The sequence below is a fragment of the Parcubacteria group bacterium genome (genome assembly GCA_041657845.1).
Lineage (GTDB): Bacteria > Patescibacteriota > Minisyncoccia > Moranbacterales > JAKLHP01 > JAKLHP01.
Genome location: JBBABD010000006.1, coordinates 20,085 through 45,068, shown reverse-complemented (window position 1 = coordinate 45,068; position 24,984 = coordinate 20,085). Strand labels below are relative to the sequence as shown.

Annotated in this window: 34 protein-coding genes; 33 read left to right on the top strand and 1 reads right to left on the bottom strand. The window is 37.2% G+C overall.

Annotation, left to right across the window (positions count from 1 at the left end):
* Positions 1-171 precede the first annotated feature (171 nt).
* From WC906_01960 to WC906_01925, 8 genes are all read left to right on the top strand, one after another.
* Positions 172-795, top strand: a complete 624-nt coding sequence (locus WC906_01960; GenBank protein ID MFA5777178.1) for a DedA family protein — start codon at positions 172-174, stop codon at positions 793-795.
* An 18-nt stretch (positions 796-813) separates the two neighbouring features.
* Positions 814-1,578, top strand: coding sequence for a triose-phosphate isomerase (gene tpiA, locus WC906_01955; protein ID MFA5777177.1), 765 nt, complete (start codon positions 814-816; stop codon positions 1,576-1,578).
* 126 nt (positions 1,579-1,704) lie between these two features.
* Complete coding sequence (locus tag WC906_01950; GenBank protein MFA5777176.1) at positions 1,705-2,568, top strand: class II fructose-bisphosphate aldolase; 864 nt, start codon at positions 1,705-1,707, stop codon at positions 2,566-2,568.
* A gap of 282 nt (positions 2,569-2,850) precedes the next feature.
* Positions 2,851-5,031, top strand: coding sequence for a PBP1A family penicillin-binding protein (locus WC906_01945; GenBank protein MFA5777175.1), 2,181 nt, complete (start codon positions 2,851-2,853; stop codon positions 5,029-5,031).
* Positions 5,028-5,594 (top strand): SprT family zinc-dependent metalloprotease, encoded by a 567-nt coding sequence (locus WC906_01940; protein ID MFA5777174.1) that lies wholly within the window; start codon positions 5,028-5,030, stop codon positions 5,592-5,594. The genes WC906_01945 and WC906_01940 overlap by 4 nt, the downstream gene beginning before the upstream one ends.
* 40 nt (positions 5,595-5,634) lie before the next feature.
* Positions 5,635-6,603: an NADH-ubiquinone oxidoreductase-F iron-sulfur binding region domain-containing protein gene (locus tag WC906_01935; protein MFA5777173.1), complete on the top strand. Its 969-nt coding sequence runs from the start codon at positions 5,635-5,637 to the stop codon at positions 6,601-6,603.
* 130 nt (positions 6,604-6,733) lie between these two features.
* On the top strand, positions 6,734-8,464 hold the full coding sequence (locus tag WC906_01930; GenBank protein ID MFA5777172.1) for a [FeFe] hydrogenase, group A: 1,731 nt from the start codon (positions 6,734-6,736) through the stop codon (positions 8,462-8,464).
* A 189-nt stretch (positions 8,465-8,653) separates the two neighbouring features.
* Entirely contained in the window at positions 8,654-9,175 is a 522-nt protein-coding gene (locus WC906_01925; protein MFA5777171.1) for a hypothetical protein, read from the top strand.
* Positions 9,176-9,364: 189 nt separating this feature from the next.
* Here the strand turns inward: WC906_01925 and WC906_01920 are convergent, their stop codons facing one another.
* Positions 9,365-9,541, bottom strand: coding sequence for a L28 family ribosomal protein (locus WC906_01920; GenBank protein MFA5777170.1), 177 nt, complete (start codon positions 9,539-9,541; stop codon positions 9,365-9,367).
* Between the two features lie 205 nt (positions 9,542-9,746).
* Here WC906_01920 and WC906_01915 point away from each other — a divergent pair, with 205 nt between their 5' ends.
* The 25 genes from WC906_01915 (at position 9,747) to rplO (ending at position 24,915) form a co-directional block, all read left to right on the top strand.
* Positions 9,747-10,445 (top strand): site-2 protease family protein, encoded by a 699-nt coding sequence (locus WC906_01915; GenBank protein MFA5777169.1) that lies wholly within the window; start codon positions 9,747-9,749, stop codon positions 10,443-10,445.
* Between the two features lie 85 nt (positions 10,446-10,530).
* Positions 10,531-10,953, top strand: a complete 423-nt coding sequence (rpsL, locus tag WC906_01910) for a 30S ribosomal protein S12 (GenBank protein MFA5777168.1) — start codon at positions 10,531-10,533, stop codon at positions 10,951-10,953.
* Positions 10,954-10,958: 5 nt separating this feature from the next.
* Positions 10,959-11,426 (top strand): 30S ribosomal protein S7, encoded by a 468-nt coding sequence (gene rpsG, locus WC906_01905; protein MFA5777167.1) that lies wholly within the window; start codon positions 10,959-10,961, stop codon positions 11,424-11,426.
* A 12-nt stretch (positions 11,427-11,438) separates the two neighbouring features.
* Positions 11,439-13,520 (top strand): elongation factor G, encoded by a 2,082-nt coding sequence (fusA, locus tag WC906_01900; GenBank protein MFA5777166.1) that lies wholly within the window; start codon positions 11,439-11,441, stop codon positions 13,518-13,520.
* 177 nt (positions 13,521-13,697) lie between these two features.
* On the top strand, positions 13,698-14,891 hold the full coding sequence (gene tuf, locus WC906_01895; protein MFA5777165.1) for an elongation factor Tu: 1,194 nt from the start codon (positions 13,698-13,700) through the stop codon (positions 14,889-14,891).
* 60 nt (positions 14,892-14,951) lie between these two features.
* The gene (rpsJ, locus tag WC906_01890; protein ID MFA5777164.1) at positions 14,952-15,305 is read left to right on the top strand and encodes a 30S ribosomal protein S10; all 354 of its coding nucleotides are present in this window, start codon (positions 14,952-14,954) and stop codon (positions 15,303-15,305) included.
* A gap of 105 nt (positions 15,306-15,410) precedes the next feature.
* Entirely contained in the window at positions 15,411-15,980 is a 570-nt protein-coding gene (gene rplC / locus WC906_01885) for a 50S ribosomal protein L3 (protein MFA5777163.1), read from the top strand.
* Positions 15,981-15,988: 8 nt separating this feature from the next.
* Entirely contained in the window at positions 15,989-16,642 is a 654-nt protein-coding gene (gene rplD / locus WC906_01880) for a 50S ribosomal protein L4 (GenBank protein ID MFA5777162.1), read from the top strand.
* Positions 16,643-16,717: 75 nt separating this feature from the next.
* Positions 16,718-17,125, top strand: coding sequence for a 50S ribosomal protein L23 (gene rplW / locus WC906_01875; protein MFA5777161.1), 408 nt, complete (start codon positions 16,718-16,720; stop codon positions 17,123-17,125).
* A 21-nt stretch (positions 17,126-17,146) separates the two neighbouring features.
* Positions 17,147-17,977, top strand: a complete 831-nt coding sequence (gene rplB / locus WC906_01870) for a 50S ribosomal protein L2 (protein MFA5777160.1) — start codon at positions 17,147-17,149, stop codon at positions 17,975-17,977.
* A 105-nt stretch (positions 17,978-18,082) separates the two neighbouring features.
* Positions 18,083-18,427 carry a 30S ribosomal protein S19 gene (gene rpsS / locus WC906_01865; GenBank protein MFA5777159.1) on the top strand — a complete coding sequence of 115 codons (345 nt, stop codon included), beginning with the start codon at positions 18,083-18,085 and terminating at the stop codon, positions 18,425-18,427.
* Positions 18,428-18,450: 23 nt separating this feature from the next.
* On the top strand, positions 18,451-18,999 hold the full coding sequence (gene rplV, locus WC906_01860) for a 50S ribosomal protein L22 (protein ID MFA5777158.1): 549 nt from the start codon (positions 18,451-18,453) through the stop codon (positions 18,997-18,999).
* A 114-nt stretch (positions 19,000-19,113) separates the two neighbouring features.
* Positions 19,114-19,758 (top strand): 30S ribosomal protein S3, encoded by a 645-nt coding sequence (rpsC, locus tag WC906_01855; GenBank protein ID MFA5777157.1) that lies wholly within the window; start codon positions 19,114-19,116, stop codon positions 19,756-19,758.
* Positions 19,759-19,776: 18 nt separating this feature from the next.
* Positions 19,777-20,184 (top strand): 50S ribosomal protein L16, encoded by a 408-nt coding sequence (rplP, locus tag WC906_01850; GenBank protein MFA5777156.1) that lies wholly within the window; start codon positions 19,777-19,779, stop codon positions 20,182-20,184.
* Between the two features lie 11 nt (positions 20,185-20,195).
* On the top strand, positions 20,196-20,393 hold the full coding sequence (gene rpmC, locus WC906_01845; GenBank protein ID MFA5777155.1) for a 50S ribosomal protein L29: 198 nt from the start codon (positions 20,196-20,198) through the stop codon (positions 20,391-20,393).
* Between the two features lie 18 nt (positions 20,394-20,411).
* The gene (rpsQ, locus tag WC906_01840) at positions 20,412-20,642 is read left to right on the top strand and encodes a 30S ribosomal protein S17 (protein MFA5777154.1); all 231 of its coding nucleotides are present in this window, start codon (positions 20,412-20,414) and stop codon (positions 20,640-20,642) included.
* 4 nt (positions 20,643-20,646) lie between these two features.
* Positions 20,647-20,952: a 50S ribosomal protein L24 gene (gene rplX / locus WC906_01835; protein MFA5777153.1), complete on the top strand. Its 306-nt coding sequence runs from the start codon at positions 20,647-20,649 to the stop codon at positions 20,950-20,952.
* A gap of 118 nt (positions 20,953-21,070) precedes the next feature.
* On the top strand, positions 21,071-21,436 hold the full coding sequence (gene rplN / locus WC906_01830; GenBank protein ID MFA5777152.1) for a 50S ribosomal protein L14: 366 nt from the start codon (positions 21,071-21,073) through the stop codon (positions 21,434-21,436).
* 2 nt (positions 21,437-21,438) lie between these two features.
* The gene (gene rplE, locus WC906_01825; protein ID MFA5777151.1) at positions 21,439-21,984 is read left to right on the top strand and encodes a 50S ribosomal protein L5; all 546 of its coding nucleotides are present in this window, start codon (positions 21,439-21,441) and stop codon (positions 21,982-21,984) included.
* Between the two features lie 108 nt (positions 21,985-22,092).
* Positions 22,093-22,278 carry a type Z 30S ribosomal protein S14 gene (locus WC906_01820; GenBank protein MFA5777150.1) on the top strand — a complete coding sequence of 62 codons (186 nt, stop codon included), beginning with the start codon at positions 22,093-22,095 and terminating at the stop codon, positions 22,276-22,278.
* A 115-nt stretch (positions 22,279-22,393) separates the two neighbouring features.
* Complete coding sequence (rpsH, locus tag WC906_01815) at positions 22,394-22,807, top strand: 30S ribosomal protein S8 (GenBank protein ID MFA5777149.1); 414 nt, start codon at positions 22,394-22,396, stop codon at positions 22,805-22,807.
* 129 nt (positions 22,808-22,936) lie between these two features.
* Positions 22,937-23,479, top strand: coding sequence for a 50S ribosomal protein L6 (rplF, locus tag WC906_01810; GenBank protein ID MFA5777148.1), 543 nt, complete (start codon positions 22,937-22,939; stop codon positions 23,477-23,479).
* Between the two features lie 91 nt (positions 23,480-23,570).
* Positions 23,571-23,915: a 50S ribosomal protein L18 gene (gene rplR / locus WC906_01805; GenBank protein MFA5777147.1), complete on the top strand. Its 345-nt coding sequence runs from the start codon at positions 23,571-23,573 to the stop codon at positions 23,913-23,915.
* Positions 23,916-23,998: 83 nt separating this feature from the next.
* Positions 23,999-24,484 carry a 30S ribosomal protein S5 gene (gene rpsE, locus WC906_01800; protein MFA5777146.1) on the top strand — a complete coding sequence of 162 codons (486 nt, stop codon included), beginning with the start codon at positions 23,999-24,001 and terminating at the stop codon, positions 24,482-24,484.
* A gap of 11 nt (positions 24,485-24,495) precedes the next feature.
* Positions 24,496-24,915, top strand: coding sequence for a 50S ribosomal protein L15 (rplO, locus tag WC906_01795; protein ID MFA5777145.1), 420 nt, complete (start codon positions 24,496-24,498; stop codon positions 24,913-24,915).
* Positions 24,916-24,984: the final 69 nt, after the last annotated feature.

The window sequence follows — 24,984 nt, the reverse complement described above, 5'->3', positions numbered from 1 at the left end:
CGACGCTCTTCCGATCTCGGCGACTTGGGCGGGATTCGAGCTTCAAACTGGAATTGAAATTTCCACTATCCAGCCGGAGGCAGCAGCAGAATATTTAAGAAAGCAATTATAATAAGAATTAGATTTATCGATTCTCCCGTTAAGCGGGATTGCTCGAGATGATATGAATTTATGGTTTCAAGTATTATTGAAGTTTTAGCCGGTTTTATAATTTGGGGTATTAATCTTTTGGGGTACTCCGGAGTAGCATTGATGATGGCAATTGAAAGCGCTTGTGTTCCTCTTCCTTCAGAAATAATTATGCCTTTTTCCGGATATCTAGTTTCAACCGGAAAGTTCAGTTTATTGGGAGTTTCTTTGGCTGGAGCGATTGGATGTGTTTTGGGTTCGGCTTTGGCTTATTGGGTGGGGTATTATGGAGGGCGTCCGATGGCGGAAAAATACGGAAAGTATATTTTGGTTACCAATCATGATTTGGATATTGCCGACAGATTTTTCAATAAGTATGGCAATACAGCTGTTTTCATTTCTCGCTTGCTTCCGGTAGTCAGAACGTTCATTTCTCTTCCGGCTGGAATTGCCAAGATGAATTTTGGAAAATTTGTTGCCTATACGTTTCTTGGATCTTTGCCATTTTGCTATTTACTGGCTTTTGTTGGGAAAAAACTGGGAGACAATTGGAATACTCTTGGTGTTTATTTCCATAAATTTGACATAGTGATCGGAGTAGTAATTCTTATTGGAGTGATTTGGTTTGTGAAAAGGCATATTGAAATAGTCAAAAGTTCAAAGTGAAAAGTTAAGAGTTTATTTATGAAATATGTAATTGGAAATTTAAAGATGAACTTAATATCTCAAGCTGAACTTGAGAGGTATTTTAAGGCGTTTAAAAATGAAATAAAAGGCAAAAATTTTAAGAATACCGGAATAGTTGTCTGTCCGCCATCCGTTTTTCTAAAAGAATTTATGCGGGAAATAAAAAGCAAAAAAGTCGCAATTGGCGTTCAAAATATTTTTTGTGAAAGGTGCGGATCATACACAGGAGAAATTTCTTCGATTATGGTTAAAAACATTGGAGCGGAGTATGCGATTGTCGGACACAGCGAAAGAAGAAAATATTTTGGAGAAAATAATAAGATGATAAATTTGAAAATAAGATCCCTAGTGAAGGAAAGAATGACGGCAATATTTTGTTTTGGAGAAACATTGGAAGAAAGAGGGGCGGGACGAACTAGCCGGATAATTTCCAGTCAGGTTTTGGAAGGTCTTGAGGGGGTAAATCCTTCGGGGCTTGAAAGAATAATTTTTGCTTATGAGCCGGTTTGGGCAGTCGGAACTGATTCAACGCCGACAAGCAATGGAATAATGGAAGTAAAAATTATGATCAGAAAAATATTAGCCGAAAAATATGGGATAAAACATTCCGAGAAGGCAAAGATTTTGTACGGCGGTTCAGTCAAAGAAAAAATATTAAAACAAGTCTGCATCGATCCTGGCATGGACGGAGTTTTGGTTGGGAGAGAAAGTTTAAACCCGCACGAATTTTTGAAAATAGCCGAGATATTGAATAATTTCTAATTTTCAATTTCTAATTTCTAAACAATCTCCAATTATTTAATGACTAAATTTCTAAATTTTTTAATAAATTGTTAAATTGAAAATTGTTTGAAAATTGAAAATTAAGAATTAAAAATTAAATCCGATATGATTACAAGTGTCAAAGAAATCTTAACAAAAGCTAAAGATGGCGGATACGCTGTCGGTGCTTTTAATACTCTCAATCTGGAAGTAACGCACGCCATTGTCCAAGCTGCGAAGGAAATGCGTTCTCCCATAATTATTCAAATAACCGAAAAAACAATGGAATATGCCGGAGGAAGAGCAATTTTTAATCTGGTTAAAAATATCTCCGAATTCTATGCAGCAGAGATTCCGATAGGGATACACCTTGATCATGGCCATAGTTTTGAAGCGATTAAAAGAGCTATTAATATCGGATTTACTTCTGTTATGTATGACGGTTCTCGAAAAAAATATGAGGATAATTTAATGAGCACGAAAGAAATCGTCGATTTTTGCCACGAAAAAGGAGTGGCTGTCCAGGCTGAACTCGGATGTGTTCCATATTTAGGCGAGATTGAGATAGTTGATGAAGAATGGGTAAAATATATGACTGATCCCGGACAAGCTGAAGATTTTATCAAAAAAACTGGCGTGGATGCTTTGGCGGTGGGAATAGGAAATGCGCATGGATTTTTCAAAGAAAAAAAGAAACCAGATTATGACAGGCTCGATATGATAAGAAAAGCCATAAATATCCCTTTGATTTTGCATGGAGCATCAGATTGGGAAAATGGAAAGGTTGTCGAGGCTATCCAGAAAGGAATCTCCTGTTTTAATGTTGATACTGCTATTCGTTTGTCTTTTGTGAATAGCCTTGCAAGCAATGTAATGAAGCAAGGGCCGATAAATTTAGATGCTCGGAAATTTTTAGGAGATGCGCGGAATTCCGTGACGAACGTGGTAAAGGAGAAAATAAAAATGTTCGGAAGCGACAGCAAAGCGTAATTTTGCACGAAACTGTAAGCGCATTTGTGGTGCTCCGTCTCAAAAGGGCTTGAAATATTTTAAGCTCTTTTGTGTTATAATGTCAGGGTGAAGAAATATGCTAAAAACGCGTATATTTTTCTGGGGCTGGGAACAGTCTCAGTTGTTATGCATAATGTGGTCTCAGCTCTTATTCACAAAGAAGAAGGGGTGTTTTTTGTTCTAACGTTTGTTTTTATGGTTATTTTTATAGTTTCGCTTGTCTATAATGTAATTTATTTAAAAGGAAAAAATAAATAGCTTATGGTAATTCTGCCGTTTTTAAAAAAGAAGAAAAAAATAAAACCCTGGGTAAAAGGAGTTCTCTGGATATTTTTTTGTTTTCTTTCGCTTATTTTTACAGTAGGTTCCAGCTTCGTCGTGTATTTTTTCTTCAATACTCCTCAAGCAGAATTGATGCATAGAAAAGTTGCTCAGACCAGCACGATTTACGATCGAACGGGGGAGCATGTTCTTTACGAGATGCATGGCGAAGAAAACCGAAAAGTTATTTCGCACGACGAGATTCCGGATGTGATGAGACTGGCGACAATTGTGGTGGAAGACAATAATTTTTATTCGCATCATGGGGTTGATCTGGTTTCAATTTTAAGATCGATAAAAGCCAATGTCCAAAATAGCGGATTGTCCCAGGGAGCTTCAACTATTACTCAACAACTGGCGCGAAATGCTTTTCTCACTCGAGAAAAAAGTTGGGAAAGAAAGATGAAAGAAGTCGCTTTGGCCTTTAAAATAGAAATGAGATATTCAAAGGATGAAATTATGGATTTTTATTTGAATGAAATACCCTATGGATCCAATACTTATGGAATAGAATCGGCCTCTCAAACATTTTTTGGGAAAAAATCCAAGGATTTAACCATCGATGAGGCGGCGATGCTGGCCGCGCTTCCCAAAGCCACCACGACTTATTCTCCCTATGGAAGCCATACTGATCTTTTGGAAGCCAGACAGAAATTTATATTGGGGAAATTGAAAGACCAAGTTGCCACCGCAGAGCAGAAAAAAGCAGTAGAAGATGCGATGCAAATCGATACTCTGGCAAGAGTCCAACCGCTAAAGGAAACAATCGATGCGCCGCATTTTGTGATGTATGTCAAAGAACAATTGGAAAAAAATTATGATCAGAATATGATCGAGCAAGGAGGGCTCAAGATTTATACCACGCTTAACTGGGATATGCAGAAAAATGCCGAGTCAATAGTCAAAAACTATGTACTTGCGAATGGAATTAAATATAATTTTTCCAATGGAGCAATGGTGGCAGTTGATCCAAAAACGGGAGATATTTTGGCGATGGTTGGCAGTCGTGATTATTATGATGCTCAAATTGACGGGAAATTTAACGTAGCTACAGCCAAAAGGCAACCGGGTTCTTCTTTTAAGCCGATAGTGTATGCTAAAGCTTTTGAGAAAGGATTTCAGCCGGAGACGATGCTTTTTGATGCGCCGACTAATTTTGGTCCGGATGGTTCGGGAAAAGATTACATTCCGAATAATTACAGTGGAAATTTTAATGGATTGGTTCCGATGAGAAAAGCTTTAGCCGGATCGCTGAATATTCCGGCAGTAAAGACATTATATTTGGCAGGAATAAGCGATACTATTGAACTGGCCAAGCGTCTTGGGATTACAACCTTAACCAGAACCAATACTTATGGTTTGTCTTTAGCTTTGGGCGGAGGGGAAATGGAACTTACGGAAGAGACTTCTGCTTTTTCGGTTTTTGCCAATGACGGAAAAAGAAATCCAGTACGTTCTATAACTAAAATTGTCGAAAGCAATGGGAATGAAAAAAATATGGATCTTCAGGAGAAGCTCGTGATGGATCCTCAAGTGGCAAGAAAGGTGGCGTCTATTATGTCAGACAATAATTCTCGTTCTTATGTTTTTGGAACTAATAATCCGCTCAATATTCCCGGAAAAACTGTGGCTGCAAAAACCGGAACTACTCAGGATTTTCGGGACGCATGGACCGTGGGGTACACTCCTTCAATTGCAGTTGGTGTTTGGGCGGGGAATAATGATTATAGCCCGATGAAAGAAGGAGCAGATGGAATTTATGTGGCGGCGCCGATGTGGAGAAAATTTATGGATTATTATTTTGCGAATAAACCCGCCTACGCTAAAGATTCGATGGGCGAGCAGGATGAAAAATTTCTCGATTATATCAAAATGTCTTCGGACAAGATGTTTATAACGGGAAATGCCGGTTGCAGTTTGGATAATAATGCAGATAATAGCAGCAGCAAAAAGAAAAAGAAAAAAGATGATAAATGTAAAATAGAGCATGATATTCTTTATTATATCGACAAGGACGATCCGCTGGGACCGACAGAGCCGAATTATAATGATCCTATGGCGGCTCGATGGGATGCGGGGATCGGACAAGGAGGCGATAACAGCAGCGATAAGAAAAAATGATGAACAAAGAAATCATAATAAATGATCGGAAGGTATCCTATAATCTTCGAAAAAGCCGGCGGTCGAAAAATATGAAGATAACTATCCATTGCGACGGGAATTGCGTTGTTTCGGCTCCGCAATGGATTAGTAATTCTTCCATAGAAAAGTTTATTTTTGAAAAAGCCAGGTGGATTATTGAAAAAATTGAAGCTTTTCAAGAATCAGGAATTGGAAAAAACAAATTATTACATCAGCGCAGTAAAATAGAGTATAAACAAAATAAAGAAGTAGCCTTTAATTTAGTCAAAGAAAAACTGGAAAATTTTAATGCATTCTATGATTTCAGTTACGGTAGAATAAGTATCAGGAATCAAAAAACGAGATGGGGAAGCTGTTCCAAGAGCGGAAATCTTAACTTCAATTACAAACTAATTTTTCTCCCGGAAAAATTGGCAGACTATATTATCGTCCACGAGCTTTGCCACCTCAAAGAATTTAATCATTCGAGAAGATTTTGGAATTTGGTAGCCAAAACTTTCCCTGACTGGCGGGAAATAAAAAGAGAAATGCGGAAAATGTAGCTTGTTTTGAAATTTCTTTTTGTTTTGGTATAATGGGCTTATGAATATCATTCAAAAAATAAAAGATGCGAAATTGACTGGGCGGGGCGGAGCTGGTTTTCCGACATGGCAAAAATGGGAAGCGGTGAAAAATGCTCCAGGAGAGAAAAAATATATTATCGTAAATGGTTCGGAGGGGGAGCCGGGAGTTTTGAAGGATGGTTTTATCCTGGAAAATTATCCGGAAGAATTGATAAACGGAGTAAAAGTGGCGCTCGAAACTTTTGAAAATAGCGAAGCTTACATTTATCTGCGCAAGGATTATTACGACAAGTATAAATCAAAGTTAGTTGAGCTTTCCAGGGATTTTTCAATAACCTTAACTCGCGAACCGGGAGGATATCTTTGCGGAGAGGAATCAACTCTGATTGAATCAATTGAAGGGAACCGATTTGAGCCAAGAGATAAGCCTCCGTTTCCAACCGAAAAAGGCTTATTTGGAATGCCAACTTTAGTGAACAATTTGGAAACTTTTTATTGGATTTCGAAAATTGCCAAAGATGAATATCACAGCAACAGATTCTATTCTTTGAGCGGAGATATTGCTAATCCGGGAGTTTTTGAATTTTCCGAAGATTTATCAATTGAAAAAATTCTCAAAGAAACCAATAATTTTCCGGAAAAAGAATTTTTTGTTCAAGTTGGCGGAGGAGCGAGCGGGATTATTTTAACCCGGGAGGAATTAGAAAATAAAGTCACCGGAGCCGGAGCGATTATCGTTTATGACAAGGAAAAGACTGATCCGAAAGCGCTGATGAAAAAATGGATCGATTTTTATTTTAACGAAAATTGCGGAAAATGCGTTCCCTGCCGAGAAGGAGTTTATCGGATCAAGGAATTATTGGAGAACGATAATTTGGATTTAGAAAAACTAAAAGATATAGTTTTTGTTTTGGAAGAAACGAGTTTTTGCCCGCTGGGAAAAGGCGTGGCAATGCCGTTTGAAGGATTTCTGGGGAAAATTTATTAAATTTTATGTCATTCCGGGCTTGACCCGGAATCTACGCTATCGAATTACGCTAGTCTGATATTTATATATTAAGCTTGTGATTATCGTTTATGTAGATTCCTGCTTTCGCAGGAATGACATCAGAGTATCTATGGAAAAAGTAACAATAAAAATTGACGGAAAAGATTATCAAGCGGAAGAGGGCGATACTATTTTGAAAATTGCCCACAAAAACGGGATCAAGATTCCGTCGCTTTGTTTTCATCCGGATGCAAAAGCCAGATCGAATTGTCGGATGTGCGTGGTGGAAATTAAAGGAAATAAAAATCTTCAAACGTCTTGTTCGACGAAAGTAACTGAAGGAATGGAAATTATTACTGATTCAGGAAGAATTAAAAGGGCAAGGAAAATAAATCTGGAACTTATTTTTTCTCAGCATCAGGAAGAATGCGATGATTGCGTGTCGCTGGATAGTTGCAGGCTCTTGAAATATCAAAAAGAATTTGGGGCTGAAATTAACAAATTTCCTGACAGAAAAAAGAATAGAAAAATTGTCCAAACCGGGCCAATTGTTTTTGATTGGACCAAATGCATTGATTGCCGGCTTTGCGCCGATGTTTGTCCGGTAGAATTTCTGGAAGTGGAAAATCGAGGAGCGGATATTGCCATTGAAGCATCTTCCGATGAAAAAAAAGAATGCATAAACTGCGGACAATGCATCGTTCATTGTCCGGTGGGAGCCATTGAAGCGGAAGGGGAATTTGAGGAAATTGAAAAACCATTAGCTGATAAAAGCAAAACAGTTATTATCCAGTTTGCTCCGGCGATTCGATCGAGTATTGGAGAAGAATTTGGAATGGAAGCGGGTTCAATCGTAACCGATCAAATGGTAGCGGGAATGAAAAAATTGGGATTTAGCAAGGTTTTTGACACCTCGGTGGCGGCCGATTTTACGACTTATGAAGAAGCGCAGGAACTGCTCGAAAGAGTAAAAACCGGAAAAAATCTTCCGGCCTTTTCTTCCTGCTGTCCGGCTTGGGTGAAATTTTTGGAATTCTATTACCCGGAATTTATTCATAATCTCTGCACCTCCCGTTCTCCGCAAATAATGATGGGAGGAATTTTAAAAACTTATTGGGCGAAAGAAAATAATGTTGATCCGAAAGACATAATAGTTGTTTCGGTAATGCCTTGCACTGCCAAGAAGTTTGAAGTGAAGAGAGAAGAAATGAAATTGGAAAATGGATGCTTTCCGGTGGACTATGTTTTGACGACCAGAGAAATGGCGAGATTATTCAAAAAACATAACATAGATCTCAAAAATATTGAACCGGAAAAAGCTGACAATCCTTTTGGCGATCCGTCTGGAGCGGGAGTAATCTATGGAGCAAGCGGTGGAGTTTTTGAATCGGCTTTCCGAACAGCCTATTTTATGGCAACTGGAAAAAATATGGAAAATGTGGACGTGAAAGAAATTCGCGGTTTGGAAGGAATAAAAATAAAGGAATTGAAATTGGGAGACACTATCTTGAAAGTGGCGGTGGTAAGCGGAATTAAAAATGCGCAGAAAATGCTGGAAGAATTAAAGAAAAATCCAAGCGCTTTTCACGCAATGGAGGTGATGGCTTGTCCGGGAGGATGCATTGGCGGCGGCGGACAGCCGATTCCCAACACTCCGGAAATTCGGAAGAAACGGGCCCAGGCATTGTATCAAGTAGATGCGGAAAAGAAGATGAGGCTGGCGCACGAAAACCCATCAGTTCTTGAAGCCTATGAAAAACATTTTACCGACAAAGAAATAATCCACAAAGTTCTGCATACCAGTTATCAGCAGAGGAAAAAGAGTGAAGTCAAGGAGCTAAAAAGTTCAAGAGGGGATTAATAATAAAGAAAAAAGGAGAGCCTGAAAAGCACTCTTCTGGCATAAATCATTATAGTTGCGATTTCTCGCCAGTGCTGTTGCACCAAAAAATAGAAATGATTTTATGCTTATTAAGATTTAAGCAAATTGTACTAATAATGTCAATAGAAGTTAAATATTAGTTTAATTTTTTTATAAAATTTATTTTATATGCTCAAAGAAAAAGTTCTAACGATATTTGTTGTAAAAGAAAAGTTTTTTCCGTATGCACTCAAGTTTACGGCGCTTTTGGGGATTTCTATTGCAGCACCATTTTTTCATTTTCAAGCGGTGACTGGAACGATTGTTAATGCAGTGCTAATTATGGCGGTAATAATGCTCGGAAGAAAAGAGGCGATTGTGATTGGAATTTTTCCCAGTTTAATCTCGGTGGTTACCGGACTTCTGGTTCCAGCCGTCGTTCCACTCATTCCTTTTATAATTTTTAGCAATGTAATTTTAATTTTCGCAGTTAGTTTTATCGGAAAGGAAAATTACTGGAAAGGTATTGTTTGGGGAAGTTTTGTCAAATTTGCCTTCTTGTCTATTTCCGGAATTATTTTGGTCAAAGTTTTTGAGTGGAATAGCATGGCAAAAATTATTGCCATGATGTTCAGTTGGCAGCAACTTCTGACCGTGCTTTCCGGAGGAATTGTCGCTTATGCGACGCTTAAGGTTTTGAAAAAAATATAGCTTATATTAAAAATCTTGAAAAATAGCAATTTTCAAAAAACGGTCTCGACGGAAGCTATCTATTAGCGGCACTCTTTGTCCGAACTCTGCTTCAACCATTTTTTGAAAATTGCTATTTTTCTTTAATTTTTGCATAAAAAACTGCCGCATTAAATGCGGCAGTCGAAACGTACTTATTTATGTAAGTAATTATTTACTTACCTTATTTTTTGTCTTTACGCATTTGGTGCAGATTTTGGTAGTTTTCCCGTTGATTTTCTTTTTCTGAATATTGATTTTAACTTTTCGAAGGCTAGCAATATTGGAATGGCTTCTAGTTACCCCGGATTTTGTTCCTCTGCCGCAAATTTCACAAACTCGAGACATAAAAAAGTTGAAAGTTTATAAGGTTTATAAAGTAAAATTAAGTTTATAAAGTTATAAGGTTATAAAGTTAAAAAGTATTTTACGAACTTTAAAACTTTACGAACTTTAAAACTTTACGAACTTTCAACTTTATAACTTTATGAACTATTATATTTGATTTATTACGCAATTTAAGGTAACATAATAAAGTATTTTTTGCAATAGTATGAATCAAGCGGTAATAATCTTTTTCCAAATAGCCATATTGGTGATGTCTGTGGTAATTCATGAGGTTTCTCATGGGCTCATGGCTTTTAGGCTTGGTGATCCAACGGCAAAATATGCCGGAAGGCTTACTTTGAATCCGCTTAAACATTTGGATTGGTGGGGATCTTTTGTTGTACCGCTTATAATGATTCTAACTTTCGGCGTCGGATTCGGGTGGGCAAAACCGGTACCCTACAATCCATATAATTTGAAAGATCAGAAAAAAGGACCGGCTCTAGTCGGACTGGCCGGACCGCTTTCCAATATTGCTGTCGCTCTCTTTTTTGGTCTTATTGCCCGATTCATGCAAATGAATTCCTTGATGAAACTGGATATAATACGAAATCTTTTGAGTAGAAATTATGAAAACTTGGCAATCAATATATCCGGTTCGCTGTCGTCTATTTTCTTTCTTATTTTTTCAATGATTGTTGTTATTAATGTTTTTCTGGCATTTTTCAATCTTATTCCCATCCCTCCCCTTGATGGATCTAAATTATTGTTTGCAATACTCCGGCTTAAAACCGAAACCATAATCATGTTTGAACAATTCGGATTTATCTTCCTTCTAATTTTTATTTTTGCCTTTTCCGGCGCGCTCGGTTATTTTCTGAATCTGATGCTTGGCCTGTTTTTCTACTATGTGGTGGGAATATAAGCCAGAACATTGACAACTTTTAATATATTCTGTAATATTAATTTTGCTAGCTTACTAGCGGATTTTTTAATAATGTGAAATTACTATGCCAACGATCAATCAGTTAAAAAAGCATCCGAGAAAATCAGTGAAGAAGAAAACCAAGTCACCGGCAATGGCGAATATTTTTAATAGTATTAAGAATCGTCCTGTTGCTTCGCAGGGACCATTCAGAAGGGGAGTTTGCATTAAAGTCGCCACTACTACGCCGAAGAAACCGAATTCGGCACTTCGAAAAATTGCTAGAGTCAGACTTACCAATGGAATGGAAGTTACCGCTTATATTCCGGGGATAGGACATAATTTGCAGGAACATTCGATTGTAATGATTCGAGGTGGAAGAGTACAAGATCTTCCAGGAGTTAGATATCATGTTGTCAGAGGCGTGCTTGATGCTGCAGGGGTAGATAAAAGAAAAAAAGGAAGAAGCAAATATGGAGCTAAAAGACCTAAAGAAACTAAAGAATAATATATATGGCAAGAAGAAAACGAGTTTTTAAAAAACAATGGAATCCTGATCCGCGCTACAGCAATCTTTTGGTGGGGCGTTTTATTGGTCGGATAATGAAAGATGGAAAGAAAAGCGTAGCCGAAAGAGTGGTTTATGAATCTTTTGACGTTATTCACGAAAGAACCAAAAAAGGCGGACTTAATGTCTTCGAACAAGCAATAAAAAATATTTCTCCTCTTTTGGAATTAAAATCCCGAAGAGTTGGAGGAGCGAACTACCAAGTTCCGATTCCGGTTCAGGGAGAACGAAGACAAACACTCGCAATGAGATGGATTATCGATGCTTGCCGAAAGAAAAAAGGAAAGAAAATGGCGGAGAAATTAGCCGATGAATTTATTGATGCTTCAAATAAAATTGGAACGGCGATGAAAAAAAGGGAAGATGTCCATAGAATGGCAGAAGCCAATAAAGCTTTTGCTCACTTCGCGTAAACTTAACGAAATATGCCAAGGAAATACCCTATAGATAAATATCGAAATATTGGCATTATCGCCCATATTGACGCTGGTAAAACAACAACTACCGAGCGTATTTTGTATTACACGGGAATTACTCATAAAATTGGAGAAGTGCATGAGGGAGAGGCAGTAATGGATTGGATGGAACAAGAAAGAGAAAGGGGGATTACTATTACCAGTGCTGCTACCACTTGTTTTTGGAGAGATTGCCAGATTAATATTATTGATACTCCGGGACATGTGGATTTTACGGTTGAAGTGGAGAGATCGCTTCGCGTGCTTGATGGCGGTGTAACGGTATTTGATGGAAAAGAAGGAGTGGAACCGCAATCGGAAACCGTCTGGAGGCAGGCAGAAAAATATGATATACCAAGGCTTTGTTTTATCAATAAAATTGACAAAGAAGGAGCTGACTTCGAATATTCATTGGGATCAATTTGGAACAGGTTGACTCCGCATGCGGTGGCAGTTCAAATTCCGATTGGAGAAAGAGGAGACTTTTCCGGAGTAGTAGACCTTATGAGAATGAAAGCGGTTTACTTTGTGGGAGATAAAGGAGAAAAGCTTGAAGAAAAAGAAATTCCAGAGGAGCTTTTAAGCAAGGCAAAAGAATGGAGAGAAAAAATGATTGAAAAAATTGCCGAAACCGATGATAAATTAACTGAAAAATATTTAAGCGGAGAAGAAATAACCGAAGAAGAACTTAAAAAGGCTCTTCGCGTTGCTGTTATTCAAGCCAAAGTGTTTCCTGTATTTGTCGGAACCGCGCTTCGCAACAAAGGAATACAGCTGGTTTTGGATGCTGTCATTGATTATCTTCCGTCTCCGGCCGATATTCCTCCAGTTAAAGGAACTGATCCGAGAAACGGAGCAGAGATAGAAAGAAAAGCTTTGGACGGGGAACCATTCTCGGCGCTGGCTTTTAAGGTTGCCACCGATCCGTTTGTCGGACAGCTGACATTTTTTCGAGTTTATTCAGGAATGATTAAAGCCGGATCATATGTTCTGAATTCCACTAAAGATGAAAAAGAAAGGGTTGGACGAATACTCCAGATGCACTCTAATCACAGAGAGGAAATTGAGGATCTTTATTCCGGTGGAATTGGAGCGCTGGTCGGAATGAAAGTTACTACAACTGGAAATACTCTTTGCGACATAGACAAACCGATCCTTCTTGAATCCATAACTTTTCCCGAACCGGTTATCGATATCGCCATTGAACCGAAAACCAAAGCTGATCAGGAAAAAATGGGATTGGCGCTCAAAAAACTTTCCGAAGAGGATCCGACTTTCAGAGTTAGAAGCGATGAGGAAACTAATCAAGTTATTATTTCCGGAATGGGAGAGCTTCATTTGGATATTCTAGTCGATCGAATGAAAAGAGAATTTAAAGTTGAAGCCAATATCGGACAGCCTCAAGTAGCTTATCGAGAAACAATAAAAATTTCTGCTGAAGCGGAAGGAAAATATATCAAGCAATCCGGAGGAAAAGGACAATACGGACATTGTTGGATTAAAGTCGAACCGCAAGAACCCGGCAAGGGATTTGAATTTGACAATAAGATTAAGGGCGGAGTTATTCCTCAGGAATTTATTTCTCCGATTGAAAAAGGAGTTAAGGAAGCAATGAATAGCGGTGTTTTAGCCGGCTATCCGGTAGTGGACGTAAAAGCCACTTTGTATGATGGATCATTTCATGAAGTTGATTCCTCGGAAATTGCTTTCAAAATTGCCGCTTCAATGGCATTTCAAGAAGCCACTCGAAGAGCTAAACCGGTTATTTTGGAGCCAGTGATGAAAGTCCAGGTTATTACCCCGGAAAATTTTATGGGAGATGTGGTGGGAGATGTTAATGCAAAAAGAGGTATCATCAAAGAAATTAATGATAGAGGAGAAGGCAATGCCAGAGTGAAAGTAATAGACGCGGAAATTCCATTAGCTTCAATGTTCGGTTATGCCACCCAGCTTCGAAGTATGACACAGGGACGCGCCAATTATGCCATGGAATTCGGACACTATGCCGAAGTGCCGACTAATATCGCTGAAGGGATAAAGAGTAAGAAATAGAAAATTGCATTTTAGGCTTGACACAGTTAAAATTAGTTGTTAGGATAGCAAAGGTTTTTGACACCATTTTTATTTGTGTTAAAATATACTTACATTATCGTAATTTGTTAAATTAAATATTTACTATCAATCGGGGGATTTTTTTGTTTCCTGGCTGAAGTATAAAAATCAAAAATTATGGCAGCAGAAAAATTTGAAAGAACTAAGCCTCATGTCAATGTCGGAACCATTGGTCATGTTGATCACGGAAAGACTACTCTTACCGCGGCTATTCTTCATGTACTGAGCTTTAAGGGCTGGGCAAAACCAAAGGGAGTGGATGAAATTGACAAAGCTCCTGAGGAAAGAGAAAGAGGAATAACCATTGCAACTGCTCACTGTGAATATGAATCTGAAAAAAGGCATTATGCTCATGTAGACTGTCCGGGACATGCTGATTATATCAAGAACATGATTACCGGAGCCGCTCAAATGGACGGAGCAATATTGGTAGTAAGCGCTACTGATGGACCTATGCCTCAAACCAGAGAGCATATTCTCTTGGCTCATCAGGTGGGAGTTTCAACGATTGTTGTTTTCGTTAACAAAGTTGATATGGTTGACGATCCGGAACTTGTTGATTTGGTAGAAGCGGAAGTTCGAGAGTTATTGTCGAAATATGAATTTGACGGAGACAATGCTGTGATAATCAGAGGTTCAGCACTTAAGGCGCTTGAAACAAAATCAGCAGATGATGAAGCTGCAAAACCAATATTTGACTTGGTTGCCGCTCTTGACGAAAAAATTCCTGAACCGGTTAGAGATATTGACAAGCCATACCTGATGCCGATTGAAGATATATTTTCAATTGAAGGTCGAGGAACAGTGGTAACCGGAAGAATCGAAAGAGGAGTAGTGAATATCAATGATGAAGTGGAAATTGTCGGACTCAAACCTACTCAAAAGACAGTAGTAACCGGAATCGAAATGTTTAACAAATCTCTTGACAAAGGAACGGCCGGGGATAATGCCGGAGTCCTTATTCGAGGAGTTAAAAAAGAAGATGTGGAAAGAGGGCAAGTTTTGGCCAAACCGGGATCAATCACTCCTCACACTGAATTCGAAGGAGAAGTATACATTTTAACCAAAGAGGAAGGCGGAAGACACACTCCATTTTTCAAAGGATACAAACCTCAATTTTATATTAGAACTACTGATGTTACCGGAGAAGTAATCTTGCCGGAAGGAACGGAAATGGTGATGCCTGGAGATACTGTAAGTCTTAACATAAAATTGATTGCTCCGGTCGCTATGGAAGAAGGAATGAGATTCGCGATTCGAGAAGGCGGAAAGACAGTTGGCAGCGGAGTAGCAACCAAAGTTATCAAGTAGTCTTGAATAAACTAAATGAGCATAACCTTGAGGGTTATGCTCATCCATGTCCATTCAAGGATGAATTATTTAAAATTTAGTCAAAAAACTGAAATGCAAAAATCAGAAGAAGGCACAAGAGTTCGTATAAAAATCAAAGCCTACGACAACAAAATTATTGACCAATCAGCCAAGAAGATAGTGGAAACAGCTGAAAGAAGCGGCGCAAAGATTACCGGACCAGTTCCGCTTCCAACCGAGATCCATAAAGTGACCGTCAATAAGTCGACTTTTGTTCATAAAGACGCCAGAGAGCAATTTGAAATGGTTATCCACAAAAGGCTTATTGATATTTGGAATCCGACTGGAAAGACGATAGAAAATCTCACAAGCCTTGATTTGCCGGCAGGAGTTGACGTAGAGATAAAGATGTGATAAAATATATATCTAGTTAAAGTCCTTATTATAGGATACTCAACTAGCTAACGTTCCGATTAATCGGGATTGGCTGGTGAAAGCCAGTTTTTTGTTTGAAAAAATATGACAAAGTTTATACTCGGGAAAAAATTAGGAATGACGACTATTTATGATGAGAATAAAGGGGCTTTGAATGTGACTCTTATTGAATGCGTTCCTAACAAAATTTCATTCATCAGAACTCCTGAAAAAGATGGATATAGCGCTGTTTTGTTGGAAGTAGATAAAACTATCAATAAAAAAGCCAAGAAAGAATTCAGGGTTAAAAATAATGCGGAAATAAAAACAGGAGATGAAGTTAAAGTTGACATTTTTGAGATGGATGAGAAAGTTAAGATTACCGGAATTACCAAAGGAAAAGGATTTCAAGGAGTAATGAAAAGACATGGTTTTCACGGATCTTCAAGCACGCATGGCCATAAACATGATCTTAGAGCTCCCGGTTCTGTCGGAGCGACCTATCCGGAACACGTGATGAAAGGGAAGAGGATGGCCGGAAGAATGGGTGGAGAAAAATCATCAGCCAAAAATTTAAAAATAGTTTATATCGATAAAGATAAGAATATATTGGGAGTCAAAGGAGCAGTTCCGGGCGTAGTTGGAAGAATAGTAGAAATAACTAGTGTAGATTAGAAATTTATATGATTAAGGCAGCAGTATACAATTTGGAAGGAAAGAAGATTGAAGATATAGAATTGTCCGATGCTGTTTTTGGGTTGAAAAAAAATGACGAACTTTTGCATCAGGCGTATGTAGCCATTTTATCAAACCAAAGACAAGTTTTGGCTCACACGAAGGGCAGAGGTGAAAGATCAGGATCAGGGAAAAAACCCTGGAAACAGAAAGGAACCGGGAATGCCAGAGTAGGATCAGTTAGAACTCCAGTTTGGAGAGGGGGAGGAATTGTTTTTGGTCCGACAAAATACAGAAATTTCAAGAAAGACATAAACAAAAAAATGATGAGAAAAGCAATTCTCTTGGCCTTGAGCGAAAAAGTAAACAGTAAAGAGGTCGTGATTTTAGATAAAATAGAACTTGCCGAAAAGAAAACCAAGAAATTTTCCGAAATTGTTGGAAATTTGAAAATTAAAGGCAGTATTCTTTTTGGGTTCTCGGCCAGTGAAAAGGATTTGAGATTGTATTCCAGAAATTTGAAAAAAGCTGATAATGTTATGACTAGCGATTTGAATGTTTTCGATATAATGAATCACAAGAATTTGGTCTTGAGCAAAGAGTCGGTAAAATATTTAGAAGAAAAGTACGGCAAGAAAATCACGAAACAATCGCAAAAATAATCACGAATAATCTCGAAAAAAATAATAAAAAAATTTCGTGATATTTCGAGAAATAATTAGTGTAAGTTTAGGGATATGGCAATCGTAGAAACTAAAAAAGAACTTTCCCTCAATGCTTCGCATAGCGATGCAGGCGGGGACAAGAAGAAAAAGAAGGTTGCAGCTGAAAAAGCTAAAACTTCATTTGCCGGCAAGGCTGATTTTGCTTCCAGATTTTTGCTTGAGCCCTGGATTACCGAAAAGTCGCATCAAGAAATGGCTCAGAATAAGTATGTTTTTAGGGTCAGCAAAGATTCAAATAAAATTAGCATAAAAAAATCAGTAGAGGATTTATATAAAGTTACTGTTTTTGATGTGAATGTTATAAACATCCATCCCAAAAAAAGAATTTATGGAAGAACTAAAGGTTTCAAATCCGGATTCAAGAAAGCGATAGTAAAACTGAAAGCAGGGGATAAAATCGAATTATTCGAGGGAGTATAATAAAAAATCAGTAAAGCATATATGGCAATCAAAAAATACAGAAGAAATCATGCAGGAAGAAGAAATATGTCGGTAGTGAAACCGGATGATTTGACCGATAAAAAACCGGAAAAATCTTTAATGGCAATACTATCAAGAAAATATGGAAGAGCTAGAGGAAAGATTTCAGTAAGGCATAAAGGCGGAGGACACAAAAGAAGATATCGCTTGGTTGATTTTAAAATGGATAAGTTTGATATTTCCGGAAAAATCGTAGCCATCGAAAAAGATCCGAATAGGAGCGCTCTGATTGCTTTGGTTGTCTATAAAGACGGGGAAAAAAGATATGTTTTGGCATCTGAAGGAATGCAGAAAGACAAAGAAATAATTTCAGGAGAAAATGTTCCAATTAAGAAAGGAAACAGGACAAAATTAAAAAATATTCCAGTCGGAACTGTCATTTCAAATATAGAAATTCTGGAGAAAAAAGGAGGGCAAATTGCCAGAAGCGCAGGAAGCGGAGCAACTATTATGGCAACAGATGAAAAAATGGCTCAGATAAAACTTTCATCAGGAGAAATACGGTTAGTAAATAAAGAATGTTATGCTACAATAGGTCAAGTGAGCAATTTTGAACATAGTTCAATTAATTTGGGAAAAGCAGGAAAAAGCAGATGGTTGGGAAGACGGCCGGCAGTTAGAGGATCAGCGATGAATCCAGTGGATCATCCTCACGGAGGAGGAGAAGGAAGACAAGGGATCGGACTTAAACATCCAAAAACTCCTTGGGGCAAGCCTGCACTCGGAAAGAAAACAAGAAAGAAGTTTAAATATAGCGATAGATTCATATTAAAGAGAAGAGTTAAAAGATAAATCACGAAACAATCGCAAAAATAATCACGAATAATCTCGAAAAAATTAGAAAAAAATTTCGTGATAGTTCGGGAAATAATTAGTGTAAGTTTAGAGAATTATATTATGTCAAGAAGTCTCAAAAAAGGTCCATTTATAGACGAAAGACTCATCAAGAAAATAAAAGACAAAAAACCTGGAGATAGAAACGTTATTAAAACCTGGTCTAGAGCCTGCACGATTTCTCCAGAAATGATTGGATTTACTTTCGGAGTGCATAATGGCAAGGAATTTATTTCGGTTTATGCTACCGAAGAAATGGTAGGGCATAGATTGGGAGAATTTTCTCCAACCAGGAAATTCACAAGACATGGAGGAAAGATGCAGAAAGAATTGGAAACTGCCGCGAAACAGAAAGAATTAGATGCGGCTAAAGCTGCCAAATTAGCAGATACTAGCAATAAAAAATAGGTTAAATAATTTAAAAGATTAAAATGAAAGTTATAGCTAAGCTCAACAATTTAAGAGTATCTCCAAGAAAGGCAAGACTTGTGACGGATTCTATAAAAGGGATTGATGTTAATGATGCCATTATAAATCTTGGAAATTTGATAAAAAGATCGAGTACCCCGATAGAAAAACTTTTGAAGAGCGCTATTGCTAATGCAGAAAATAATTTTGGATTAGACAAGAATAATTTATACATATATGATATTCGGGTAGGCGAAGGTCCGACTTTAAAGAGATGGCTTCCGAGAGCCTATGGAAGAGCGACGGGACTTCTCAAAAAATCATCAAAAATAAACTTGGTTCTGGAAGAAAGAATTGAAGGGAAAAACAGAAAAACAAAAGAACAAATGGACAAAGAAAAGAAAAAAAGAGAGGAACAGAGGAAAAAAGCAGAAAAAGAAATGATAGAAGAAAGGGAAACTGAAGCTAAAAAAACAACCGTAGCTCCTACAGCCGGAAAGATAATAGAAGAAAAGAAAAGCGCAGAAGGAAAGGGATGGGCAAAAAAAATATTTAGAAGAAAATCAGCATAAATTTAGTTCAAGAAACAATCGCGAAAAATATCTCGAAAAATCACAAATAAAGTTAAAAAATAATTTCGTGATGTTTAGGGAAATAATTAGTTTAGTTTAGAGATTTATATTATTATGGGACATAAAGTTAATCCAAAAGGACTGCGAATAGGAATTACAACGAACTGGAGATCCAGGTGGTTTGGCGGCAAAGAATATTCTAAAAATTTGAGAGAGGATATTCAAATTAGAAGATTTGTAATGAAACGCTGGAAAAGCGCAGCTATTGCTGATGTCGAAATCGAAAGATCGGCTGGAACTTTAAAATTGATAATTCAAACCTCTCGTCCTGGAGTTTTAATCGGAAGAGGCGGAACCGGAATTGAGGACATCAGCAAGCTGGTAAAAAAAGAATTTTTTGCCGGAAAGAAAATAGATTTAAAAATAGAAGCTCAAGAAATAAAACAATTCGAAGAAAATGCATCGCTGGTTTCCCAACAAATCGCAGAACAGCTTGAAAAAAGAATGCCCTTCAGAAGAATACTCAAATCATCCATCGAACAGGTTATGAAATCAAAGAATGTCAAGGGAGTAAAATTGGAAATTTCAGGACGGCTTGGCGGAGCGGATATGTCGAGAAGAGAATGGCTTTCAAAAGGATCGATTCCCCTCCATACTCTCAGAGCCGATGTCGATTTTGCAAGAGCTACCGCTAACACAACCTATGGAACCACAGGAGTAAAAGTTTGGATATACAAAGGAAAAGTATTTAATAAATAAGATGAGAGAAAAAATCGCATGTTAATGCCGAAAAAAGTAAAACATAGAAAAGTCCAAAGAGGCGGAAAGATTAGAGGCATGGCCACAAAAGGAAATGAGGTCAGCTTTGGAAGTTTCGGACTCAAGGCAATGGACGGAGGACTAGTTTCTGCTCGCCAGATTGAAGCAGCTCGGCGCGCCATGACTAGATACATAAAAAGAGGCGGAAAGATTTGGATAAGAATTTTCCCGGATAAACCGATGACCAAAAAAGGAGATGAAACTCCTATGGGAAAAGGAAAAGGAAGTGTCGATCATTTTGTCGCTAAGATTAAGGCCGGGAGGGTATTATTTGAAATGGATGGAGTTTTAGAAAGCGTAGCTAGCGAAGCAATGAGGCTCGCGTCTCACAAATTATCGGTCAAAACTAAATTTATAAAAAAGTAGAATTTTTTAATATGGCTGAAAAGAATAAAGTAAAATTTGAAGAAATAAGCAAAGGAGAAATTGAAAAGTTTCTCGAGGATGGGCAAACAAGGATTACCAAGCTCAGATTTGATATTTCTTCGAAACAGATAAAAAATCACAGAGAATATCGAAATACGAAAAGAGACATTGCCAGAGCTATGACCGCACTCAAAAGCAAGGAAGAATAATTAATGACGATATATTTTATGGATAAAAAATTAAAGACAACTAGAGGAAGAGTAACCGGAGACAAAATGGATAAAACTATTATTGTGTCAGTGGGCAGCTTTAAAACTCATCCCAAATATATGAAGAAGTACAAATCAACCAAGAAATACAAAGTCCATGATCCGGAAAATAAACATAAGATTGGAGATGTGGTTGAGTTTTCTGAGTGCAAGCCAATTAGTAAAGATAAAAGATTCAAAATAGTTTAATTTTATGAGAATAAGAAAAGGCGATCAAATTCAAATAATTGCAGGGAAAGACAAGGGAAAAAGCGGAAAAGTTCTGCGCGTTATTCCCGAGAAGTTTAGGATTGTTGTTGAGGGTTTGAATCTGATAAAAAAACATATGAAGCCGAAAAAAGGAGGGGAAAAGGGCCAGAGAGTTGAAATTCCTGCATCAATCAATATTTCAAACACAATGCTCGTTTGCTCTAAATGCGGAAAATTGACCAGAATTGGTTTTAAAGTCGATAAAAATGAAAAATTAAGAATTTGTAAAAAATGTAAAAGTGAAATATAAAAATTTAAATCACAAAACAATCGCGAAAACAATCGCGAATAATCCCGAAAAAATCAAGAGACAAATTGTTTGGTGATATTTCGAGAAATAATTAGTGTAGTTTAGAGAATTTATTAATATGATTCAAGCAGAAACAAGATTAAAATCAGCTGATAATACGGGAGCCAAGATTATTGAATGTTTCAAGGTTCTAGGCGGTTCCAAGAGAAGATATGCCGGTATTGGAGATATTGTTGTTGCTTCAGTTAAATCAGCCGAACCGAGAGGAATGGTCAAAAAAGGTGATAAAGTTAGGGCGGTTATAGTCAGAACAAAAACTCCGCTTCGAAGAAAAGACGGTTCTTATATCCGATTCGATGAAAATGCAGCGGTTATTGTCGATGGAAAGGAACCAAAAGGAACTCGTATTTTTGGGCCAGTCGCCAGGGAATTAAAAGAAAAGGGATATGGCAAGATAATTTCATTAGCTCCAGAAGTATTATAAATATGAAAATAATTCCAGCTAAAATTAGATATAAAGAAACAGTTGTTCCGGAAATGAAGAAAATTTTTGGATATACCAATGATATGGCAGTTCCCAAAATAGAGAAATGCGTGATTAATGTCGGAACGGGAAATATTCTTAAGGAGACTGAAAAAATTGATGAAATCGTTGCTTCTTTCAACGAAATTTGCGGACAAAAAGCGGTGAAAACAAAAGCCAAAAAAGCTATAGCCGGATTTAAAATAAGAGTGGGATTGGAAATTGGAGTGAAAGCAACGCTAAGAGGAAAAAGAATGTGGAATTTTATCGATCATTTGGTAAATTTTGCTCTTCCTAGAACTAGAGATTTTCAAGGAATAGAACTTAGATCAATCGATGATAATGGGAATATGAACTTGGGAATAAAGGAACACATTATCTTTCCTGAAATATCGCCGGAAAAAGTAAAAAATATTTTCAGTTTTCAAATTAATATCACAACCGATGCAAAGAGCAGGAAAGATGCTATAGAGCTTTTTAGGCTATTAGGGTTTCCGATGAAACAATAATCACGAAACAATCGCGAAAATAATCGCGAATAATCCCGAAAAATTAAAAATAAATTGTTTAGTGATATTTCGAGAAATAATTAGTGTAAGTTTAGTGAATTAAAGTATATGGCAAAGACCTCAACAATTGCAAGATCAAAGAAAAAACCTAAATTTTCCACGAGGGCTGTTAATCGTTGCTGGAAATGCGGAAGAAAACGAGGATATCTTAGGAAATTTGACCTTTGCAGAATTTGTTTTAGAGAATTAGCAAGTAAAGGGGAAATCCCGGGAGTACGAAAATCAAGCTGGTAAAATGATAAATCGCGAAACAATCGCGAAAAATATCTCGAAAATCACGAAATAATAAAAGTAATAAGTTTAGTGATAATTCGGGAAATAATTAGTCTAGTTTAGTGAATATACAATTATGTTAGATCCAATTAGCGATATGTTAACACGAATAAGAAACGCTCAGAAAGCCGGGCATAGCGAGGCAGTTTTTCCATTTTCCAATTTAAAATTGGCTGTTGCCAAGATTTTGGAAAAAGAAAATCTTGCTGATTTTGTCGAAGTGGTTAAGAGCAATGAAGAAAGCAAATTTGATAGGATAAGAATAGTTTTGAAATATGAAAAAGTTGGAAATAATAAAAAAATACCAGTTATCACTGAAATAAAAAGAGTGAGCAAAGAAGGGAAAAGGATATATCTAAAGAAAGATGAGATTAAAAAAATTAAAAATGGATTCGGTATCGCTGTAATTTCGACGTCAAAAGGCGTAATGACCGGAAAAGAAGCAAGAAAATTGGGATTAGGCGGGGAATATATTTGCGAAGTTTGGTAATGATTTGAATCACGAAACAATCGCGAAAATAATCGCGAAAATAATCGCGAATAATCCCGAAAAATTAAAAATAAATTGTTTAGTGATATTTCGAGAAATAATTAGTGTAAGTTTAGAGAATTTACTAATATGAGTAGAATAGGAAAAAAACCAATTGAGATTAAAAGCGACGTTAAAGTCGAGCTTAAAGACGGGATTGTTAATGTCGCCGGTCCTAAAGGCTCTTTGAATTTTAAATTTAGCGATGAAATGGAAATTAATATTTCCGAAAAGGAAGTTTCTGTTCTCAAAAAAGGGAATTCAAAAAATGTTTCAGCTCTTTGGGGAACAACTGCTAGGATAATCGAAAATATGATCAAGGGAGTAACGGAAGGATATCAAAAACAGTTGGAACTTAATGGTGTGGGATATAGAATGGCAATTCAGGGGAAGAAAATTAATATGGCGTTAGGTTTTTCTCACCCGGTAATTGTTGATGTTCCGGAAGGAATTGAAGCAAAGATCGAAAATAACATTATGACAATTTCCGGAATAGACAAACAAGAAGTCGGCCAATTTGCTGCTACCATAAAAAAATTCAAGCCCGTTGAGCCATATAAAGGGAAAGGATTCAGATATGTCGGCGAAATAGTCAGAAGAAAAGAAGGAAAGAAATCCGGGTCAACAAGCTAGTTAAACGTTGAAAACGTTCAAGCCGCTCAAAACGTTCAAAGCGATTTGAATGAGCAAAGCGATAGAACGCTTAGAACATTAGAACAAATTTATGATTATAGATAGGAAAAAATTAAGAGAGAAGCGAAAAAGGAGAATTAGGGCCAAGATTTTCGGCACAGCCAAAAGACCCAGGCTTTGTGTTTTTATCAGTCTGAAAAAAGTTTATGTCCAAGCTATTGATGATAAGAAAGGCAACACTATAGTATCAGCCGATCTCAAAGAAGCTAAAGGAAAAAACAATATCGAAGGATTGAGGAAGCTGGGCAAGGTTGTTGCGAAGAAATGCATCGATAAAAAAATTTCTGAAGTGGTTTTTGATAGAGGCGGATACAAATATCACGGGAAAATTAAAGCATTTGCGGATAGTGCAAGAGAAGGCGGACTTAAATTTTGATAGGTTGATTCATATAAGTTTAAGATAAAATAATTAGTGATATTTAGAGAAATAATTAATGTAGTTTAGTGAGCTATATCATTATGAGTAGAAACAATAACGGAAAATTCAAGAAAAGGGAAAAACCGGAGTTTGAACAAAAACTTCTGGATCTTGCTCGTGTAACCAGGGTAGTGAAAGGCGGAAGAAGATTTCGATTTAGGGCAACTTTGGTTATCGGGGATAGAAAAGGGAGAGTGGGAGTGGGTGTTTCCAAGGGATCTGATGTTTCTGATGCAATTGAAAAATCTTATAATGATGCCAAGAAAAATATTATAAACGTGAAAATGAGCGGCAAAACCATTCCTCATGATGTATTGATTAAGCTGGGAAGCGCAAGGGTAATGCTTAGACCGGCGCAAGAAGGGCGGGGAATAATTGCCGGAGGAGCGGTTAGAGCCGTTGTTGATTTAGCAGGAATTCATGATATTGTTTCGAAATCGATGGGAACGTCTAACAAATTAAACGTAGCTAGGGCGACAGTAGCCGCATTAAAAAGTTTAAAAGAGAATAAAGCTAGCCAAGCTTAATTAAAAATTTTATGCAAATTCACGAATTAAAACTTAAGAATAAAAAGAAGAGAAAGACTATCGGAAGAGGCGGAAAAAGAGGGACTTATTCCGGCAGAGGAAACAAAGGGCAAAAAGCCAGATCAGGAGGAAAAGCCATAGATCCTTTGTTTGAAGGTGGAAGATCTTCTTTAATTGAAAGACTCAAAAAGGTCAGAGGATTTAAATCCCCGCATTCCAAAAAAATTAACATAAATCTCATTGATTTGGAGAAAAATTTCAAAAATGGCGATACGGTTAGTATTAAAAGTTTAATGGAAACCGGTCTTATAGGCAAAATAGAATCAAGAAAAGGAATAAAAATACTTGGAACAGGAAAACTTACAAAGAAACTTGTTATAGATAAAGAAATATCGATGTCTGAATCTGCTAAAAAAGCCATAGAGAAATAACTTACGCGTTTGGTTGTCATTCCTGGCTTGACCAGGAATCTACGCTTTCAAATTTCACCAATCTAATGC

Bases quoted from the DNA above. Each gene is read 5' to 3' on its own strand.
- WC906_01960 (MFA5777178.1), top strand. From the start codon at position 172: ATGGTTTCAAGTATTATTGAAGTTTTAGCCGGTTTTATAATTTGGGGT.
- tpiA (MFA5777177.1), top strand. From the start codon at position 814: ATGAAATATGTAATTGGAAATTTAAAGATGAACTTAATATCTCAAGCT.
- WC906_01950 (MFA5777176.1), top strand. From the start codon at position 1,705: ATGATTACAAGTGTCAAAGAAATCTTAACAAAAGCTAAAGATGGCGGA.
- WC906_01945 (MFA5777175.1), top strand. From the start codon at position 2,851: ATGGTAATTCTGCCGTTTTTAAAAAAGAAGAAAAAAATAAAACCCTGG.
- WC906_01940 (MFA5777174.1), top strand. From the start codon at position 5,028: ATGATGAACAAAGAAATCATAATAAATGATCGGAAGGTATCCTATAAT.
- WC906_01935 (MFA5777173.1), top strand. From the start codon at position 5,635: ATGAATATCATTCAAAAAATAAAAGATGCGAAATTGACTGGGCGGGGC.
- WC906_01930 (MFA5777172.1), top strand. From the start codon at position 6,734: ATGGAAAAAGTAACAATAAAAATTGACGGAAAAGATTATCAAGCGGAA.
- WC906_01925 (MFA5777171.1), top strand. From the start codon at position 8,654: ATGCTCAAAGAAAAAGTTCTAACGATATTTGTTGTAAAAGAAAAGTTT.
- WC906_01920 (MFA5777170.1), bottom strand. From the start codon at position 9,541: ATGTCTCGAGTTTGTGAAATTTGCGGCAGAGGAACAAAATCCGGGGTA.
- WC906_01915 (MFA5777169.1), top strand. From the start codon at position 9,747: ATGAATCAAGCGGTAATAATCTTTTTCCAAATAGCCATATTGGTGATG.
- rpsL (MFA5777168.1), top strand. From the start codon at position 10,531: ATGCCAACGATCAATCAGTTAAAAAAGCATCCGAGAAAATCAGTGAAG.
- rpsG (MFA5777167.1), top strand. From the start codon at position 10,959: ATGGCAAGAAGAAAACGAGTTTTTAAAAAACAATGGAATCCTGATCCG.
- fusA (MFA5777166.1), top strand. From the start codon at position 11,439: ATGCCAAGGAAATACCCTATAGATAAATATCGAAATATTGGCATTATC.
- tuf (MFA5777165.1), top strand. From the start codon at position 13,698: ATGGCAGCAGAAAAATTTGAAAGAACTAAGCCTCATGTCAATGTCGGA.
- rpsJ (MFA5777164.1), top strand. From the start codon at position 14,952: ATGAATTATTTAAAATTTAGTCAAAAAACTGAAATGCAAAAATCAGAA.
- rplC (MFA5777163.1), top strand. From the start codon at position 15,411: ATGACAAAGTTTATACTCGGGAAAAAATTAGGAATGACGACTATTTAT.
- rplD (MFA5777162.1), top strand. From the start codon at position 15,989: ATGATTAAGGCAGCAGTATACAATTTGGAAGGAAAGAAGATTGAAGAT.
- rplW (MFA5777161.1), top strand. From the start codon at position 16,718: ATGGCAATCGTAGAAACTAAAAAAGAACTTTCCCTCAATGCTTCGCAT.
- rplB (MFA5777160.1), top strand. From the start codon at position 17,147: ATGGCAATCAAAAAATACAGAAGAAATCATGCAGGAAGAAGAAATATG.
- rpsS (MFA5777159.1), top strand. From the start codon at position 18,083: ATGTCAAGAAGTCTCAAAAAAGGTCCATTTATAGACGAAAGACTCATC.
- rplV (MFA5777158.1), top strand. From the start codon at position 18,451: ATGAAAGTTATAGCTAAGCTCAACAATTTAAGAGTATCTCCAAGAAAG.
- rpsC (MFA5777157.1), top strand. From the start codon at position 19,114: ATGGGACATAAAGTTAATCCAAAAGGACTGCGAATAGGAATTACAACG.
- rplP (MFA5777156.1), top strand. From the start codon at position 19,777: ATGTTAATGCCGAAAAAAGTAAAACATAGAAAAGTCCAAAGAGGCGGA.
- rpmC (MFA5777155.1), top strand. From the start codon at position 20,196: ATGGCTGAAAAGAATAAAGTAAAATTTGAAGAAATAAGCAAAGGAGAA.
- rpsQ (MFA5777154.1), top strand. From the start codon at position 20,412: ATGGATAAAAAATTAAAGACAACTAGAGGAAGAGTAACCGGAGACAAA.
- rplX (MFA5777153.1), top strand. From the start codon at position 20,647: ATGAGAATAAGAAAAGGCGATCAAATTCAAATAATTGCAGGGAAAGAC.
- rplN (MFA5777152.1), top strand. From the start codon at position 21,071: ATGATTCAAGCAGAAACAAGATTAAAATCAGCTGATAATACGGGAGCC.
- rplE (MFA5777151.1), top strand. From the start codon at position 21,439: ATGAAAATAATTCCAGCTAAAATTAGATATAAAGAAACAGTTGTTCCG.
- WC906_01820 (MFA5777150.1), top strand. From the start codon at position 22,093: ATGGCAAAGACCTCAACAATTGCAAGATCAAAGAAAAAACCTAAATTT.
- rpsH (MFA5777149.1), top strand. From the start codon at position 22,394: ATGTTAGATCCAATTAGCGATATGTTAACACGAATAAGAAACGCTCAG.
- rplF (MFA5777148.1), top strand. From the start codon at position 22,937: ATGAGTAGAATAGGAAAAAAACCAATTGAGATTAAAAGCGACGTTAAA.
- rplR (MFA5777147.1), top strand. From the start codon at position 23,571: ATGATTATAGATAGGAAAAAATTAAGAGAGAAGCGAAAAAGGAGAATT.
- rpsE (MFA5777146.1), top strand. From the start codon at position 23,999: ATGAGTAGAAACAATAACGGAAAATTCAAGAAAAGGGAAAAACCGGAG.
- rplO (MFA5777145.1), top strand. From the start codon at position 24,496: ATGCAAATTCACGAATTAAAACTTAAGAATAAAAAGAAGAGAAAGACT.